General features: G+C 69.4%; 10 protein-coding genes. 3 read left to right on the forward strand and 7 right to left on the reverse strand.

All coding sequences use genetic code 11. From position 1 onward, the window contains the following. Window positions 1–150 precede the first annotated feature (150 nt). Together AC1RRS_RS11545 and AC1RRS_RS11550 are read left to right on the forward strand one after the other, a co-directional pair. Window positions 151–522 (forward strand): hypothetical protein, encoded by a 372-nt coding sequence (locus tag AC1RRS_RS11545; protein WP_492855280.1) that lies wholly within the window; start codon window positions 151–153, stop codon window positions 520–522. Between the two features lie 117 nt (window positions 523–639). Beyond that, window positions 640–1,176, forward strand: a complete 537-nt coding sequence (locus AC1RRS_RS11550) for a glycine cleavage system transcriptional repressor (protein WP_492855281.1) — start codon at window positions 640–642, stop codon at window positions 1,174–1,176. Here the strand turns inward: AC1RRS_RS11550 and AC1RRS_RS11555 are convergent. Continuing rightward, entirely contained in the window at window positions 1,173–1,613 is a 441-nt protein-coding gene (locus AC1RRS_RS11555; protein ID WP_110118725.1) for a transcriptional repressor, read from the reverse strand. The two genes, AC1RRS_RS11550 and AC1RRS_RS11555, sit on opposite strands and share 4 nt — an antisense overlap. 181 nt (window positions 1,614–1,794) lie before the next feature. Between AC1RRS_RS11555 and AC1RRS_RS11560 the strand changes: the two genes are divergently transcribed. Then, the gene (locus tag AC1RRS_RS11560) at window positions 1,795–2,703 is read left to right on the forward strand and encodes a LysR substrate-binding domain-containing protein (protein WP_492855282.1); all 909 of its coding nucleotides are present in this window, start codon (window positions 1,795–1,797) and stop codon (window positions 2,701–2,703) included. Window positions 2,704–2,844: 141 nt separating this feature from the next. Here the strand turns inward: AC1RRS_RS11560 and AC1RRS_RS11565 are convergent, their stop codons facing one another. The 6 genes from AC1RRS_RS11565 to AC1RRS_RS11590 form a co-directional block, all read right to left on the reverse strand. Further along, complete coding sequence (locus AC1RRS_RS11565) at window positions 2,845–3,960, reverse strand: acyltransferase family protein (protein WP_492855283.1); 1,116 nt, start codon at window positions 3,958–3,960, stop codon at window positions 2,845–2,847. A gap of 18 nt (window positions 3,961–3,978) precedes the next feature. Then, window positions 3,979–6,309 carry an alpha-N-acetylglucosaminidase gene (locus tag AC1RRS_RS11570; RefSeq protein WP_492855284.1) on the reverse strand — a complete coding sequence of 777 codons (2,331 nt, stop codon included), beginning with the start codon at window positions 6,307–6,309 and terminating at the stop codon, window positions 3,979–3,981. Window positions 6,310–6,414: 105 nt separating this feature from the next. Beyond that, complete coding sequence (locus AC1RRS_RS11575) at window positions 6,415–9,087, reverse strand: TonB-dependent receptor (protein WP_492855285.1); 2,673 nt, start codon at window positions 9,085–9,087, stop codon at window positions 6,415–6,417. Window positions 9,088–9,757: 670 nt separating this feature from the next. Beyond that, window positions 9,758–11,497 (reverse strand): N-acetylglucosamine-specific PTS transporter subunit IIBC, encoded by a 1,740-nt coding sequence (nagE, locus tag AC1RRS_RS11580; protein WP_492855286.1) that lies wholly within the window; start codon window positions 11,495–11,497, stop codon window positions 9,758–9,760. Window positions 11,498–11,502: 5 nt separating this feature from the next. Beyond that, complete coding sequence (gene ptsP / locus AC1RRS_RS11585) at window positions 11,503–14,007, reverse strand: phosphoenolpyruvate--protein phosphotransferase (protein ID WP_492855287.1); 2,505 nt, start codon at window positions 14,005–14,007, stop codon at window positions 11,503–11,505. A gap of 35 nt (window positions 14,008–14,042) precedes the next feature. Beyond that, complete coding sequence (locus AC1RRS_RS11590) at window positions 14,043–16,349, reverse strand: family 20 glycosylhydrolase (protein WP_492855288.1); 2,307 nt, start codon at window positions 16,347–16,349, stop codon at window positions 14,043–14,045. Window positions 16,350–16,528 lie beyond the last annotated feature (179 nt).

A 16,528-nucleotide genomic window follows, 5' to 3' on the forward strand; every position in this document is an offset into this window, starting at 1 on the left:
AACCAGACGACGCCCCAAGGAGGGTGTTATGGTTGCGGTCAATCTCGAACTGAACATTCAGGGCGCACGATGCGTCGAGGGCCAGCGACGCTCACGCACTTTGGGGGGCGATCGTCGCGAAGAGATCCCCTCGCCCGGGGGGCCGCCCCGATGGTCGTAGACGCCACAACGCTCGCCGCGGCCGCGAAGCACGGCTCATGGGTGGTGGCGCTCAGCCTCTTGGTCCTTCTGGCCAAGGTAGTCGCCCCTCACATTGCCAAGCTGTCGGACAATTTCGTCAAATGGGACGAGATCCGACGCCACTACAAGCTGGCCGACCGGACCCTCGACAAGTTGCCCGAGGGTCCGCTTTCACGCGCCGAGGTCAAAGACCTCTTCAAGCAATCCGAACCGCCGCCTTCTCCTCCTACTTCCACCCCTCCTGCTCCTCCAACGCCTCCGGCTCCCCCCTCCGAGCCGCAGCAGTTGCCGGAACCGAATACGGACGATCCAAACAAGCGGGCGGCCAACGATCAGCGCTGATCGTCGCGACCGTTGATCGGAAAGGGCGAACCCGCCTGCATTGACGGACGCCGCGGGTCGTGGCTGGCTCGCCGCCTCCGTTCGGGCGTCGCCCGTCCGCTTCCGTGAAGGACTCCCATGGCCAGGCTGATCTTGAGCGTCGTCGGCAGCGACCGGCCGGGCCTGACCCAGGCGCTGGCCCAGGCGGTGCTGTCGGCCGGCGGCAACTGGCTGGAGAGCCATCTCAGCCGGCTGGGCGGGCTCTATGTCGGCTCGGTGCTGGTCGAGCTGGACGAGGCCAGGGTCGACGCCCTGCGCGCCGCCGTCGGCGCGGTGGACGCCCAGGGGCTGGAGGTGCGGATCGCTCCGGCCGTCGAGGCCTCCGCCGGCTTGGGGGAAAGCGCAGGCGAGGCGATCCAGCTGGCCCTGGTCGGCCAGGACCAGCCGGGCATCGTGCACCAGGTGACGGGCGTGCTGAGCGGCCTTTCGGCCAATATCGAGACCTTCGGCACGCGGCTCAGCGTCGAGCCGCATTCGGGCGCGCCGCTGTTCCACATGGAGGCCCGGCTGCGGCTGCCCGCCGGCCTGTCGGTGGCGACCGTGCAGGCGGCGCTGGAGGACATCTCGGGCGAGATCATGGTCGACATCGCCCTGGCGCCCGCCGAGGCAAACTAGCTCCCGCCTTCGCCTTTCCCATCGGGCGGCTTGCGCAGCACCACCATCACCTCCACCCCGCCCGGCCGCCGGGCCAGGGCGTCGCGCAGCATGGCCAGCAGGGTCTCCTCGGAGACGTGCAGGTCGACGATCCGCGCCGTCTCCTCATAGACCATGTGGAAGTGCGGCTCGGGCTGGGTGTCGAACACCGGCTCAGGACCGGTGGTGGGCAGGCGCGAGACCAGGCCGTGGTCGGCGAAGGCCTCCATCTGGCGGGCCAGTTCGCCGAGCGGGATCGAAAGGCCGGCCTCGGCCGCCAGGTCGGCGACCTCCGGCAGGGTCAGGTGGGTCTCCTCCGAGGCGCGCAGCAGCGCCAGGAGTCGGGGCGCCGGGCCGCGGCTCGGCAGTCCCGCCCGGCGCAGCGCGTCCTGCAGGACGGCGTCCACGGCGTGAGGCATCGAAGGCGTCCTCCCGGGGCGGAGGGACGGTCGCGCTCTTTGACGGCGTCGCGACCTGTCCCGCGCCCTAATTCCGGCGACGCCCGAGGGCGCCGCCGCGAAGGACCTTCACGCAAACTCAGATTGAATAGAAGCGCCAAGATCCAATGGTTGCGATAGGCTTCCCCTATCGGGAGGAACCATGAACCTGCGAGACCTGCGCTACCTGCTGGCCGTGGCCGAGCACGAGCACTTCGGCCGCGCGGCCCGCGCCTGCGGCGTCAGCCAGCCCACCCTGTCGGTGCAGATCCGCAAGCTGGAGGAACTGCTGGGCGTCACCCTCTTCGAGCGCACCAGCAAGACCGCCGCCCCGACCGCCGCCTGCCGCGAACTGCTCGACCACGCCCGGGCGGCGGTGACGGCGGGCGAGGCGGTGCTGGCCACGGCCCGGAACCTGCGCGACCCGCTGGCCGGCCGCTTCCGCCTGGGGATCATCCCGACCCTGGCGCCCTACCTGCTGCCGCTGATCTTCGCGCCCCTGCGCGAAGCCCTGCCCCATCTCGAGATCGAGCCCTGGGAGGACCAGACCGCCGCCCTGCTGGAGCGCCTGCGCACCCACGAACTGGACGCCGTCCTGCTGGCCACCGACGAGGCCGCGCCCGACCTCGACGGCCGCGCCCTGTTCGCCGAACCGTTCCTGGCCGCCCTGCCGCCGGACCATCCGCTGGCCGGCCAGGAGGTCATCGCCGAGACCGACCTGGCGCGCGACATCCTCGTCCTGGCCGACGGCCACTGCCTGCGCGACCAGGCGCTGGAGGCCTGCGGCAAGTCCAGCACCGCGCTGAGCACGGCCCTGCGCGCCTCCAGCCTTTCCACCCTGCTGAACATGGTCGCCGCCGGCTACGGCACCACCCTGATCCCGGGCCTGGCCTCGGGCGCGGCGCAGGACGCCGGCATCGTGCTGCGGCCGCTGTCGGCGCTGACCAGCCGCACCGTCCGCATCGTCTGGCGCACCCATTTCCCCCAGCGCCCCGCTGCCGAGGCCGTGGGCGAGATCATCGCGGGGCGGCTGAAGGGCTATGCGGAGGGCGCGGCGGCGGGGGCGGTGTAGGAAAACCCTCTCTCTTAGAGAGAGGGAGGGGCCCGCCGCGAAGCGGTGGGAGGGTGAGTGGTTACGAGGTCTGCCGGCGTGCCGGCACGCCGGCTGGCGGCGTCCCCCCTCACCCCAGCCCTCTCCCCATGGGAGAGGGAGCTACAGCTTCACCACCCAGTTCTTCCGGTACATCACCCAGCCCAGCAGCCAGCACACCAGCATGTAGGCCACCGCGCACAGCAGAGAGCCCACCGGCCCCGGCGCGACCGCCTGGAACACATGCACGCCCACCCACTCGTACGGACCCACGCCGCCGATCGCGAACTGGTTCAGGGTGACCACGAACAGCTCCGAGAACAGGTAGATCACCAGCGGATTGAGGCCGAACACCTGGAAGAAGCGGGTGGCGGCGTTGGGCTCGCGGCCTTCCAGCACGGCCGTCAGGGCGGCCAGCAGCAGGAGGTCGATACCCACCGTCAGCAGCACGAAGGGGCCGGTCCACAGTTTCTTGGCGATCGGGAACCACGGGTTCCAGGCCAGGGCCGCCAGGATCAGCACGCCGCCGATACCGGCCATGCGCACCAGGGTCTTGCGGGTGTCGGTGGCCTGGCGCAGGGCGCGGGCGGCCAGATAGCCGGCCAGCACGTTGACCGCCGACGGCAGGGTGCCCAGCAACCCCTCGGGGTCGAAGCCGCCGTCCTTGCGATAGAGGTGGTCGCGGCCGACGACCAGCAGGTCGAGCTTGGTCCCGGCGTTGCCGAGCTTGGAATAGGGATCGCCGTCGCCGAAGCCCAGCAGGATCGCCCAGTAGCTCAGCAGCAGACCGGCGCACAGCGCCAGGATCCAGCGCGGCGACAGGAACCGCGCGGCGAAGGCGGCGATCAGGTAGCACAGGGCGATCCGCTGCATCACGCCCATCACCCGGGTCTGCGAGAACGGCGCCAGCGCCCAGTGCCCGTCCACGTGATGCACGAACGGGAACCAGTACATCAGGAAGCCGAGCAGGAAGATCAGCGCCGTGCGCTTGAGCACCTTGGCGCTGAAGTCCGGCAGCGGGATCGGCCGCGAGAAGGCGAACGCCATCGAGCAGCCGACGGCGAACAGGAACGAGGGAAACACCGCGTCGGCGGCCGTGAAGCCGAACCACTTGGCGTGCACCAGCTGGGTGAAGGCCTTGGCGCCGGGCCCCGCGGTGTTGACCACGATCATCAGGCAGACCGTCAGGCCGCGGAACACGTCCAGCGACAGGAAGCGGGGGGCGGGCTTGGTCGTCATGGCTCTGTCTCTCCCCCTCTAGGCCCGGTCGATACGCGCGATCAGCGCCCTGACCCCGGCGACCGGATCGGCCGGCGCCTGGCGGCGATAGGCGACGTCGGCGGCCACCCAGGCCTTTTCCCAGACGATCCCGTCCTTGACCACGGCGGCCTCGTCGAAGGGCCCCGTACCCGCCGCCTTCAGGGCGTCGAGGAAACGGCCCCAGCGCGGCAGGTAGAAGTCGGCATAGAGCCCCTGCCAGGCCTTGGAGGCGTAGTCGTTGAGGTTGCCCTCCCCGCCCCACACCGTCACCTGGGCCTTGGCGTTGCTCACATAGGTCGCCTTGTCGGCGGGCGTGTCGCCATAGGCGCGGGCGTCGTCGATCCAGGTGGCCAGGGTCTCGGGCTGAACGCCCAGCAGGGCGTCGACGGCCAGGGCCAGATCCTGAACCTTGCGGCGGGCGAGATCGCCGGCGGCCGCGTCCCCCTTGCGATAGGCGGCCACGGCGGCCTGCAGCTGGACGTCGATCTCCAGGCTGGCCAACTGCCGGGCGGCGTCGACCAGGTCGAGCACGAACAGCTTTTCCTTGGCGTAGCCCGGCGCCAGGGCGCTCAGCGCCCGCACGGCCGCATCGAGCTTGGCGCGGTCGCCCGGATGGCCGGGGAACTCGCCGATGGTCGCCGTCGGCCGCTTGAAGAAGAGATAGGCGCCGGCCTTGCTCTTCCACCAGCGCGAGGACCAGTAGCGGGTCGAATAGGCGCCCTGGACCAGCAGGCCCATGGCCGCGTCCAGCTGCGGCGAGGTCTTGCCGTAGCGCGCCTTGGAACGGCTCGACAGCCAGGCGCCCGTCGAGGTTCCGCCGCCGTTCCAGGCCAGGTCATAGACCGCCTCGTAGACGATCGAGTTGTTGTGCAGGCCCTCGGGGAACATGCCGAAGCCCGACAGCTTGCCGGTCTCGGAGCTGGCGGCCACCGCGGCGATGTCGCGGCGGTAGTAGTCGAGGTCGCCATAGACCGGGTTGCTGCCGCCGTAGTTATGGACGTAGCCGTAGATCCACGGCTTGCCGCCGAAGGCCTTGGCGTTCTTCCAGACGTCTGGATAGCGGTCGTTGCCGATGTCGAGGATCATCAGCTTCTCGTCCGGCACGCGGCTGAGATAGGCGCTGATCGCGGCCGGATCCCAGAAGTGGCTGTCGGCGCCGAACAGCCAGCCCTGCATCACCCACACCGCGTCCGGCCGGGCCTGGCGGATGGAGTCGTAGATCGCCTTGCCGTAGGCGGCCAGGCGCTCGGCCTTCAGGGCCGGATCGACCTCGACCTTGGTCTTGGTCGCCGAGGTGTTGGCCGTGCCGTCGCCATAGGCCGCGTCGCGCGCATCGGCGCCGTCGGCGTTGATCGGCGGCAGCATCTCGTTGAAGGAGTCGGCGAGATAGTAGGTCCCCGCGCCATAGGTCTCCGTGTAGAGCGCCAGGAACCGGCCGGCGATCCTGGCGAACAGCGGGTCGGCCGGATCCAGCCAGTAGGTCTCGTGGAAGCCCTCCCACGGCCGCATGCGGTAGATCTTGGCCTTGGGGTTCTTCTTGGCGAAGGCCTTGGGCACGTAGCCGCCGAAGGCCGGCAGGATCGGCGTCATGCCAAGCCCGCGCATCCGCGACAGGATCTTGACCTGAAGGTCCTTCTTCTTGTCGATCCAGGCGGTCGGCAGCGGGGCGGCGTAGCCCTCGATATTGCCCATCCGATGCCAGGGCGTGAACGCCGCGCCGGAGAAATACTCGGCCAGCTCGGCCTCGCTCAGCCCGAACTCGCGCCACAGGGCCCGCCAGACATATTCCTGGCCTTCCATGGCCAGCGGCATGTCGACGCCGTGGACCGCCATCCAGTCGATCTCGCGGCTCCAGCGGTCCCAGCCCCACCAGGGCGTGGTGTAGCCGTAGGTGCAGGTGTTGAGATAGGCGCGGTGGGCGAAGGGGCTTTCGACCCGGCCAGTGTCGGCGTCCGGCAGACGCGCCGGCAGGGCGACGCGGTCGCCTTCCCAGCTCACCGAGGCCGCGCCGTTGTCTTTGAGATAGGCGTAGGCGCCGCGGGCCAGGGCCACCGGCGTGTCGCCGCTGATCGCCGCCTTGCCGCCGGCCGCCTTCACCACGTAGCCGGGCTTGCCGCCCTTGGACGCCGTCAGGGCCAGCTGGATCCCGGCCGCCTTGGGTCCGAACCGCCGCGCCAGCACCGCCCGCGCCGCCGCCACGCCGCCCGGCTCTCCAGCCGCCTTGCCCGCCGTCTTGCCTGCCGCCTGGGCCAGCGACGGCGCGGTGGAGACGGCCATCAGGGCCAGGGCCTGCTTCAGGGTCTGGCGACGCGAGGGGATGGACGGCATCGTTGGCTCTTGCTCCAAAACGAAAATCTGGTCGCCGCCCAGGAGTCAGGCGGCGACCAGCAGTTGCGCCGCACGGAACGGCGTCTCCGGGGAGGAGATACGGGGTTACATCTTGTACTGGAACGACAGGTAGTAGCTGGGGCCGGTGACCGAGGTCATCTGCCAGCGGCTCTCGTTGCCGAGATAGGCCTTCTCCTGAGCGTTGTTGATGTTCATCGCCGCGAACGACAGGCTGAGCTTCTCGTTGATGTTGTAGCCCAGGTTCAGGTCGAACTGGGTGCGGGCGTCAACGGTGTGGCCCAGCGGGCCCGAGAAGAAGCTTTCGACCGAGGTCTGGTCGTAGGCGCTGCGGTAGTTGGCCGACAGGCGCGCGCTGAACGTCTGGTTTTCCCAGTAGATCGTGCCGTTGGCGGTGTGCTCCGACAGGTTGGCCAGCTTGAAGCCGGTCACCGAGGTCGCCGGATTGACGTGGGTGTAGTTGGCGATCAGGCCGAAGCCCGCGATCGGCAGCCAGGCGTCGAGCGACTGTTGCCAGTTCAGCTCGTAGCCGTGGATGTCGACGGTGCGCGCATCGTTGAAGCTCTGGGTGATGGTGTAGGTGTCGCCGGCGGCCGAGACGCAGACGCCGCTGCTGTCGGTCGACAGCGAGGTGCCTTCGTACGCGGTCGGGCACATGGTCGAGGTGTAGACGCCGTTCTTGACCTTCTTCGAGAAGAAGCCCGCCGACAGGCCGTTGCCCGAGCCGTAGTACCACTCCAGGCTGACATCCAGCTGGTTGGCGGTCATCGGATCCAGCGAACCCTGGCCGATCGAGATCGTATAGACCTTGTGGCCGGTGGTGTCGGTGGTGCTGGTCATGGTGGTGGCCAGCTGGTTGTTGGAGTCGATGATCGGACGCACCAGCACCTTGGCCGCGGCGACGCGCAGCAGCAGGTTGTCGGTGATGTCGAAGCTGAAGTTCGCCGACGGCAGGACGTTGTCATACGACTTCTTGGTCGTGTAGGTGCCGGCCACCAGCTTGACTTCGGTGTTCAGCGGGTTGACCGCGCCGCCGACATAGCCGTTGACGGTCTGGTCGGTGCTTTCGCGACGCACGCCGATGTTGCCGCGGAAGGTGCGCGACAGCACTTCGCCCTTCAGGTTGGCCATGGCGTAGAGCGAACCGAGGTCACGCTCGACGCGGAACGAGCCGGCCGGATCGAAGGCTTCGTAGACGGTGACGCCCTGGGCCTTGAGGGCGGCGCGATAGGCGTCGAGGTTCGGCGAAACCCAGCTGCCCGGCAGCGTCATGTCGCCGTCCAGGAAGTTGGTCACCAGGATGCCCGAGCCGGCCATGGTCGGCGAGTACGAGGCCGGGATGGTGTTCTGGCCGTCGCGGCGCACGACGTAGCGCTTGAGCACTTCCTGGCGGATCTTCGCGCCGAACTGCACGGAGTCGAGGATGCTGAAGTTCACGTAGCGCTTGGCGTCGAACTGGCCGGCGTTCTCGTAGGAGTCGATCGTCCGGTAGGCGCCGTTCGGGTAGGTGTTCCGGATCAGGGTCGAGGTGTTGTACTGGGCGGTGTCGTCCAGCGCCGTCGCCGTCGAGAACACGATGTTCTTCGGGTTGCTGATGTCGAGCGTGGCGCTCGAGATGTTGACCCCTAGGATCGCCGCCTCTTCGTTGAACAGGGCGTGGCCGCGCGAATAGTGGCCGACGCCGCTGAAGTCCCAGTTCTCGATGCCGGTCCAGCGCACCTTGGTGGTGAAGGCGCCGGTCGACTGCGGACGGTCCTCGTGCTGGTGGTTGTTCTCGAGGCGGAAGTTGTTGATCTGCACCTTGGTGGCGGTGTTGTTCGCCGTCGCCAGGGTCACCACGTTCGAGGCCGAGGGCGTGGTGAACAGGAAGACCTGCTGGTGCAGTTCCTGCGTCGTCTCGTCCTTGGCGTAGGTGGCGATGGCGTCGATCTGCAGGTCGTCGGTCGGCTTGAACTGGATGGCGCCGTTGACCATGCTGCGCTTGGTCTCGCGGTCGATGCGGCGATAGCGCAGGCGGGCCGGCGTGTAGACGCCGTTGCTCACGGTCCAGCGGTCCATCCACAGATAGTCGCCGCGGTCCTTCAGCTCCTGGTAGCCGGCGCCGAGGAAGACGCCCAGCTTGCCGTCGAGGAAGTGGTCGACATAGGTCGCGCCGAACTTGGCGGTCGGGTCGCCGCCGATCAGTTCCTGCTGCTGCAGCTTGCCGGCGAAGATCAGCTGGCGGCCCTTCACGTTGAAGGGGTGCACGGTGTCGATGTTGACGGTGCCGGCCAGGCCGCCGGCGTCCATGTCGGCGGTCGGCGACTTGTAGACCTGGATGCCCGAGGCCAGCTCGGTCTGGATGACGTCGTAGCGGAAGCCGTCGGTGAAGTTCGAGCTCTTGAAGGCCTGGCCGTTGACCGTGGTCAGGGCGTACTGCGGACCCAGGCCCCGGATGCTGATCGTCGAGCCGCGGCCGTTGATGTTGGAGATCTGCACGCCCGGAATGCGCTGGATGGCTTCAGCGATGTTTTCCGACGGGAACTTGCCGATGTCCTCGGCCGAGATGCCGTCCGAGACGCGCACGTCGTTGCGCTTGGTGTCGAGCGCCGTGGCCAGGCTCTTGCGGAAGGCGGTGACCACCACCTCGTCGACGGCCTCGCTGGGCGCGGTCTCCTGCGCGGCGGCGACGCCGGCGAAGCTGACGCCCGCCAGCAGGGCCAGGGCGAAGGCCTTGCGCTGGGCGGCGGGCCTGAAACTCGTAAGCTTGTGACCGATCATCCTGTTATCCCCTCAAGCTGGCGCGGCGCGCGCGCCCTGTGAACGCCGCTCCCCCGCGGCGTTGTTTTTGAGCAGACCATTTAAAGACCTTTTTTCGCTGCTCACCGGCAACCTAGGGGCCGACGCGATACCCGTCAAAGCCGACAACCCGTTCTATTGCTTGTATTTCGGCAGAGATTGCCGGTTAGGCGCCCAATTTGTCGGGCTAAGCCACGCCGCATATCGGCGATCGGCAACAAATACGAATGAAGTCAGTCAATTAGTGAAATTTTGTCCTTATTGGACAGGGCCAGGCATAATACCAATTTAATGCCTTTTTTGCGACCATTCGCGCCCAACACCCCGGACCTACGCAAGCTCCGCGCGCAATCCACCGACCTCCGCGCGCGCAACTTGCGCCCGGCGCCCACGAAAAGGCGCCCGCGCCCCGCGAGCGCGGCCCCGCATGACGCGAGTCGTCGAGTCTTGGCCAGGTGGAGGGCCAGATACCTCCCCCGCTCATCTCCTCCCGCATTTTCCCCGCCCCCTCCATTTCCCCGCCTCCCTCGCCCTTGTGGCGAGGGCGCATGCCGGCGGCTGCTCAGACAGCGGCCGCGCTCGAAAGGTCTGAGCAGGCTGAACGATGGATCCTGGGCACAAGGCCCAGGAAGGCGGTGGAAGGAGCGAGGGGTTAGGCGGCCACCGCCTCCTGCAGCGCCCTGGCTACGGCCTCGGCATTGGGTCCCAGCACCAGGTGCACCACCGGCCCATCGAGCCGCACGAGCGCGCGGACGCCAGCGGCCTTGAGGGCCGCCTCGTCGAGCTTGGAAGGATCGGCCAGTTCGAGCCGCAACCGGCTGGAGTAGGCACTGACGGCGACGATGTTGCCCGCGCCGCCAAGGCCGGGCAGCAGGGCCTGGGCCGTGGCCGGGTCAGCGGCCTTGGCCGAAGCCACAGCCACCACGGCGGGAGCCTGTACGCCCGCCCCCGCCGCCTGGCGGATCTCGCCGGCGACGGTGTCGGCGATGGGGCCCAGCACCACCTGCAGGGCCTTGTCGGAGGGCCGGACGATCCCGCGCGCGCCCAGGGCCTTGAGGCGAGGCTCGTCGATGATCTTCTGGTCGGCGACGATCAGGCGCAGGCGGGTGGTGCAGGCGTCGACGCTGACGAGGTTGGCCGGGCCGCCCAGGGCGATGACGAAGTCGGCGCCACGTCCGCCGGCGCTGGGGGCCGGGGCGGCGCTGAGGAGCGCGGCTTCCTCCTCGGGCTCGCGGCCGGGGGTCTTGAGGTCGAATTTGACGATGAAGAACCGGAAGAGGCCGTAATAGACGGCGAAATAGACCGCCCCGATCGGCAGCAGGAAGAGCGGGTGCGTGGCCTTGCCGAAGTTGAGGATGTAGTCGAACAGGCCCGCCGAAAAGGTGAAGCCGAGCTTCACGTCCAAGAGGTTCATCAGCGCCATCGACACCCCGGTCAGGATGGCGTGCACGGCGTAGAGCGCCGGGGCCAGGAACATGAAGCTGAATTCGATCGGCTCGGTCACCCCGGTCAGGAACGAGGTCAGGGCCAGGGAGACCAGCATGCCGGCCACGGCCTTGCGGCGCTCGGGCCGGGCGGTGTGCAGCATGGCGAGGCACGCGGCCGGCAGGCCAAACATCATCACCGGGAAGAAGCCGCTCATGAAGCCGCCGGCGGTCGGATCGTCGGCGAAGAACCGGCGAAGGTCGCCGGTGGCGCCATGGAAGTCGCCGATCACGAACCAGGCGATGTTGTTGAGGATGTGGTGCAGGCCGGTGACGATCAGGATGCGGTTGAGGAAGCCGTAGACCAGAAGCCCCCACTGCCCCGAGCCGACGATGGCCCGGCTGGCGGCGTCCACCCCGCCGTTGATGGCGTCGTAGCCCAGGCCCACCAGCCCGGCCATGACCAGGCCCGCAAGGCCGGCCACGATCGGCACGAACCGCCGGCCGCTGAAGAAGGCCAGGTACTCGGGCAGCTTGAAGCCGGAGAAGCGGTTGTAGAAGAGGCCGCCGATCACCCCCGACAGAATGCCGATCGGCACGGAGAGCTTGGACAGCGCCTTGGCCTTGTAGGCCGCCCCGGCGAGAGCCGCGTGGGCTTCGGCCAGACCCGCCGTCGCATCGGCCGGCACGTGCAGCAGGGCCTTGCCGCCCTCGGTGGCGATCAGGAAGCAGACGACGCCGGCCAGCCCGGCCGCGCCGTTGTTTTCCTTGGCCAGGCCCACGGCGACGCCGATGGCGAAGAGCAGGCCGAGGTTGGCGAAGATCGCATCGCCGGCGGCGGCGATGAAGGGGATGTTCAGCAGATCCGGCTGGCCCAGGCGCAGCAGGAGGCCCGCCACCGGCAGCACCGCGATCGGCAGCATCAGGGCCCGGCCGAGCGGCTGGAGGATTTCGAGCGGCGATTTCATCGGCGTCAGGCTCCGAAGCGCTTGGTCAGGTCACGGACCGCCTCGGGCGAGGTCAGGTCCAGGGCTTGGGCGGCAAGGTCGCGGCAGGCGGCCAGATCCAGGGTGCGCACCAGGGCCTTCACCTCCGGCACGATGGCGGCGGTGGCCGAAAGCTCGCTGACGCCAAGGCCCAGCAGCACGGGCACGGCGGCCAGGTCCGAGGCCAGACCGCCGCAGACGCCCACCCAGCGGCCGTGCTGGCTCGCGCCCCGGCAGGTCTGGTCGATCATCCGCAGCACCGCCGGGTGCAGGGCGTCGATGCGGGCGGCCAGCTCCGGATTGCCCCGGTCCATGGCCAGGACGTATTGCGTCAGGTCGTTGGTGCCGATGGAGAGGAAGTCGGCCTCGGCGGCGATCAGGTCGGCGGTGACGGCGGCGGCCGGGGTCTCGATCATCACCCCCAGCTCGACGCGCTGCGTGATCCCCAGCTCCTTCTTGGCCTCTTCGAGCACGGCGCGGACAGCGCGCAGTTCGGAGAGGCTGCCCACCATCGGGACCATGATCTTGCATTGGCCCAGCGGCGCCACGCGCAGGATGGCCCGCAGCTGGGTCTTCAAGAGATGCGGCCGCCACAGGCTGACGCGCACGCCGCGCAGGCCCAGCGCCGGGTTCTCCTCGGCCGGGATCGGCAGGTAGGGCGCGGCCTTGTCGCCGCCGACGTCGAGGGTGCGCACGATCAGCGGCTTGCCTTCGAGCGCCGCGGCGACGGCCTGATATTCTTTCGCCTGCTCGTCCTCGCTGGGCGGGGTCTCGCGGTCGAGGAACAGGAACTCGGTGCGCAGCAGGCCGCAGCCTTCGGCCCCGTTGGCGCTGGCGGCCTTGGCGTCCTTCTCCGAGCCGACATTGGCGAAGACTTCGATCCGCGTGCCGCAAGACGTGGTGCTCTCTTCATGAGCGGCGGCCTTGGCGGCGGCGCGGCGCTCGTGGCGGGCGGCGATGGCGCTTTGCGCTTGAGCCAGGGCGTCCGCGCCGGGGGCCACCCGCAGGCGTCCGCCTTCGGCGTCGAGGATCAGGGCGGTCCCGTCGGCGATCTCCAGGGCTCCAGGACCGACGGCGACCAGGGCCGGCAGGCCCATGGCCGCGGCCAGGATGGCTACGTGCGAGGTGGGGCCGCCGCGAGCGGTGGCGAAGCCGGCCACGCGCGAGGGATCCACGCCCATCAGCTGCGAGGGCAAAAGCTCGTCGGCCAGCAGGATGGCGCCGGCCGGCAGGGCGCGGGCGGTCTCTTCCTCCAGGCCCAGCAGCGTCCGCAGCACCTGGCGCTCGAGATCGATCAGATCATCGACCCGCTCGGCCAGCCGTCGGTCGCCCAGGCCTTTGAGCGCCTCGACATAGCCGCCGACGGCGCGCCGCCAGCCAAAGCCGGCGCTCTTGCCCTCGCCGATCAGTTTTCGCGCGGCGGCGGTCAGTTCGGGGTCTTCGAGGAAGGCCAGGTGCGCGGCCAGGATCGCCTTGCGGGCGGCCTCGCCAGTTTCGGCGGCCAGGGCGATGCGGGCGCGGACGCTGTCCAGGGCCGCATCCAGGGCCGCCAGCTCAAAAGAAGCGCCTTGGCCAGCTTCGGCGACGGCGATCTCTTCCACCGCCAGCCGCACGGCCTGGCCGATCGCCAGGCCCGGCGCGGCCATCACCCCGCGCAGCACGCCGGGCTCAGCGGGCTCGGTCGGGGCGATGACAATCGGGGCCTCTTCGATCTTCGGCGCGACCTCGCCGGCCTTCTCGCCCATGCCGCTTTCGATTAGGGCGGCGACGGCGTCCACGGCGGCCTGGGCGTCAGCGCCGGAAGCGACGATGGAAATGTGGTCGCCGAGTTTCACGGCCAGGGCCATCACGCCGACCGGGCTGCGCGCACCGGCCCGGCGGCCGCCGGCCACGATGGCGACCTCGGCGGCGAAGCCCCGCGCCGTCTCGACGATCCGCGCCGCCGGGCGGGCATGGATCCCGTGGACCAGCGGCACGACGATCTCGCGGCTGATCTCGGTTTCGGCGACTGTTTCGATCGCAGCGGCCCCAGCCACCGGGACCAGCTCCATCAGGAAGCCGCCAGCCTGCGTCTCGGCGTCCTGCGTCCGCCGGACGATCGAGAACGCTTCGGGATTGGTAATGACCACCGGCGTGATCAGGCTCTTGGCCTTGCGGGCCAGCAGATCCAGATCAAAGCCGATCAGCGGATCGCCAGCCGCAACCGCCTGGCCCTCGGCGACGTGGACGCTGAAACCCTCCCCGCCCAGCGCCACCGTCTCCAGCCCCACGTGCATCAGGATTTCCGCGCCGTTGCCGGCCCGGATCGTCACCGCATGGCCCGAGCGGTGCACGCTGAGAACCACGCCGTCGCAAGGCGAAACCAGCACCGACCCCACTGGATCGATCGCCACCCCGTCCCCCAGCATCCGCTGCGCGAACACCGCGTCCGGAACCTCCTCCAACGGTCCCGCCCAGCCCGCCAAAGGCGATTGAAGCACCAGGGTGGACATGGGCGGCATTCTCGTCGGGAACGGGGAAGAAGGCGCTACTGACCGGCCGTCAGGGTGACGCGGTCAAGGGCCGGCATCGGATCCAGGCTGTTGGCCGTGAAGGTCAGGCAAAGATCGTGCACGCCTTCACGAGCCGGCAGCACGCCGCTCACCGTGCCCAGGCCCGGGCCGCGCCCGGCCTTGCCCAACGGGATGGCGGCGATGCGCTCGCCCTTGCAGCCCAGCCGCACCTCCAGCTCGCCGTCGGGCGTGGCCGGCTTGCGGACCACGATCTGGTCCTTGGCCGCGCCGATCTGGAAGTTCCAAGCCGCCTGGCCCACGCGGGCGGTCAGCTTCAGCCCCTTGGAAAGGTCCGCGCCCTTCCAGATCCAGCACGGGTTCATCAGGTCGATGGCGAAGATGGCGCGCGGGCCGTCCTTGCCGTTGATCGGCGCATCGTCCTCGAAGGCCAGTGGGATCGCCGCGCCGCACAGCTCCAGTTGCCGGCTCTCGCGGGTGTTGGCCGCCAGCTCGGTCGCGGTCCAGCCGCGCGTGCGGCCCAGCGGCGCCGCGCCCAGGAAGCTGCGGGCCTTCAGCGTCGTCCCCGCCTTCAGCGACAGCGTCTCGCCATAGACCGGCGAGGCCGCCGAGGGCTCCGAGCCGTCGGTGGTGTAGCGCACCTGGCCAATGGCGAGGCCGCTGGCCAGGCTGGCCGCGACCGCCCCGCCCTGCCCCGGACGCAAGGTCGCCTGCGGCTCGAACGGCGCGGTGTCGGCGACGACGCCCAGCGCCTTCAGCCGCGCCATCTCGGCGGGCAGGCGCTCGGTGAAGCCGTCCCAGTCGCGGCGCTCCTCCTGGGTCCAGGCCGTCTCGGCCAGGGCGACCAGGCGCGGGAAGGCCATCAGTTGCGCCCGCTCGTCGGTGCGCACGTGCTCGGTCCAGAGGTTGGCCTGGACGCCCAGGATGTGCTTGCGCTGGTCGGGCGTCAGGGCGTCCGGCGCGGCATCGAACTGGTAGACGTCCTTGAGGCTGCTGACCGTGATCCGACCGGGCGGCTCGTCCAGCGAGGTGCTCTGCCGGCGGTCGAAATAGAGGGTCGGCTCGGGCGACAGCACCGTGTCGTGGCCTTGGCTGGCGGCGGCGATGGCCCCGTCGATCCCCCGCCACGACATCACCGTGGCGTTGGGGGCAAGACCGCCCTCCAGGATCTCGTCCCAGCCGATCAGCCGGCGGCCGCGGCCGTTGATGTGCTTTTCGACCCGCTGGATGAACCAGCTCTGCAGGCCGTGCTCGTCCTTGACGCCCAGTTCCTTGATCTTGGCCTGGATGACCGGACTGGCCTTCCACTGGTCCTTGACCGCCTCGTCGCCGCCGACGTGGATGTAGTCCGACGGGAAGAGGTCCATCACCTCGTCGAGCACGTCGTTGAGGAACGCGAACGTGCCGTCCTCGACATTGTAGAGATAGGGGAAGATCCCCCAGTCGTGGCGCGCCAGGGCCGGCGGATTGGGCGTCAGGCCCAGCTTCGGATAGGCAACGATCGGCGCCAGGGCGTGGCCCGGCATCTCGATCTCGGGAACGATGGTGATGTTGCGGGCGGCGGCGTAGGCCACCAGCTCGCGCACCTGGTCCTGGGTGTAGAAGCCGCCATAGCGCACCGGCTTGCCGGTCTTGGGATCGAACCCCGCCGCCCCGGCCGGCTGGCGCCAGGCCGAGACCTGCGTCAGCTTCGGATACTTCTTGATCTCCAGCCGCCAGCCCTGGTCATCGACCAGGTGCCAGTGCAGCGTGTTGAGCTTGTGGGCCGCCATGCCGTCGATGATCGTGCGGATCGTCTCGACCGACTGGAAGTGGCGGGCGCTGTCGAGCATGAAGCCGCGCCAGGCGAAGCGCGGAGCGTCCTCCACATGGGCGGCGGGCACGTCGACCGCGCCTTTGGTCTCATCCTGCACCGCCAGCTGCCACAGGCTGACCGCGCCGTAGAACAGGCCCGCGCGCTTCAGCGCCGTGATCTTCACCCCGCCGGGCGCGACGTCGAGGGCGTAGCCTTCGCCGTCCGGTCCGCCGCGCACGAGAGAGATCGCCGCCTCGCCGGCCGCCGGCTCGCCCTCGACCACGGCGGGGCGCAGGCCCCGGGCGCGATGCAGCAGGTCGGCCAGCTGCACCGCCACGCCCCGCGCCTCGACATCGCCCTTGGCGACATGGATGCGGGTGGCGGCGGTCAAGCGGAAGACGCCCTCGGCGCGGTCGGCCTTTGCCGGCGCCGGCGTAAGCGTCAGCGGCTCGGCCGCCTGAGCGGGTGTGGAGAGGGCGGGAACGGCGAAGGCCATGGCCGCGGAGGCCAGCAGCAGAACTTTGATCATGCGGGGAACGCTCTCACCGGCGAGGCAGCGGCAAAAAAGGGAGGCGGGCCGGCGCAAGACCGTCCCGCCCCAGCTCGCTGCTTGCAGTCAGGAGGGGGAATGGCGCGGCCGGGCTCATGAAGGGATCCTGAACCAAGCCGCGCTGGATGCAAATCAGCGGTTGCGGGGACGCGCGGTCT

This window comes from Caulobacter sp. GW821-FHT12A07 (assembly GCF_058807655.1).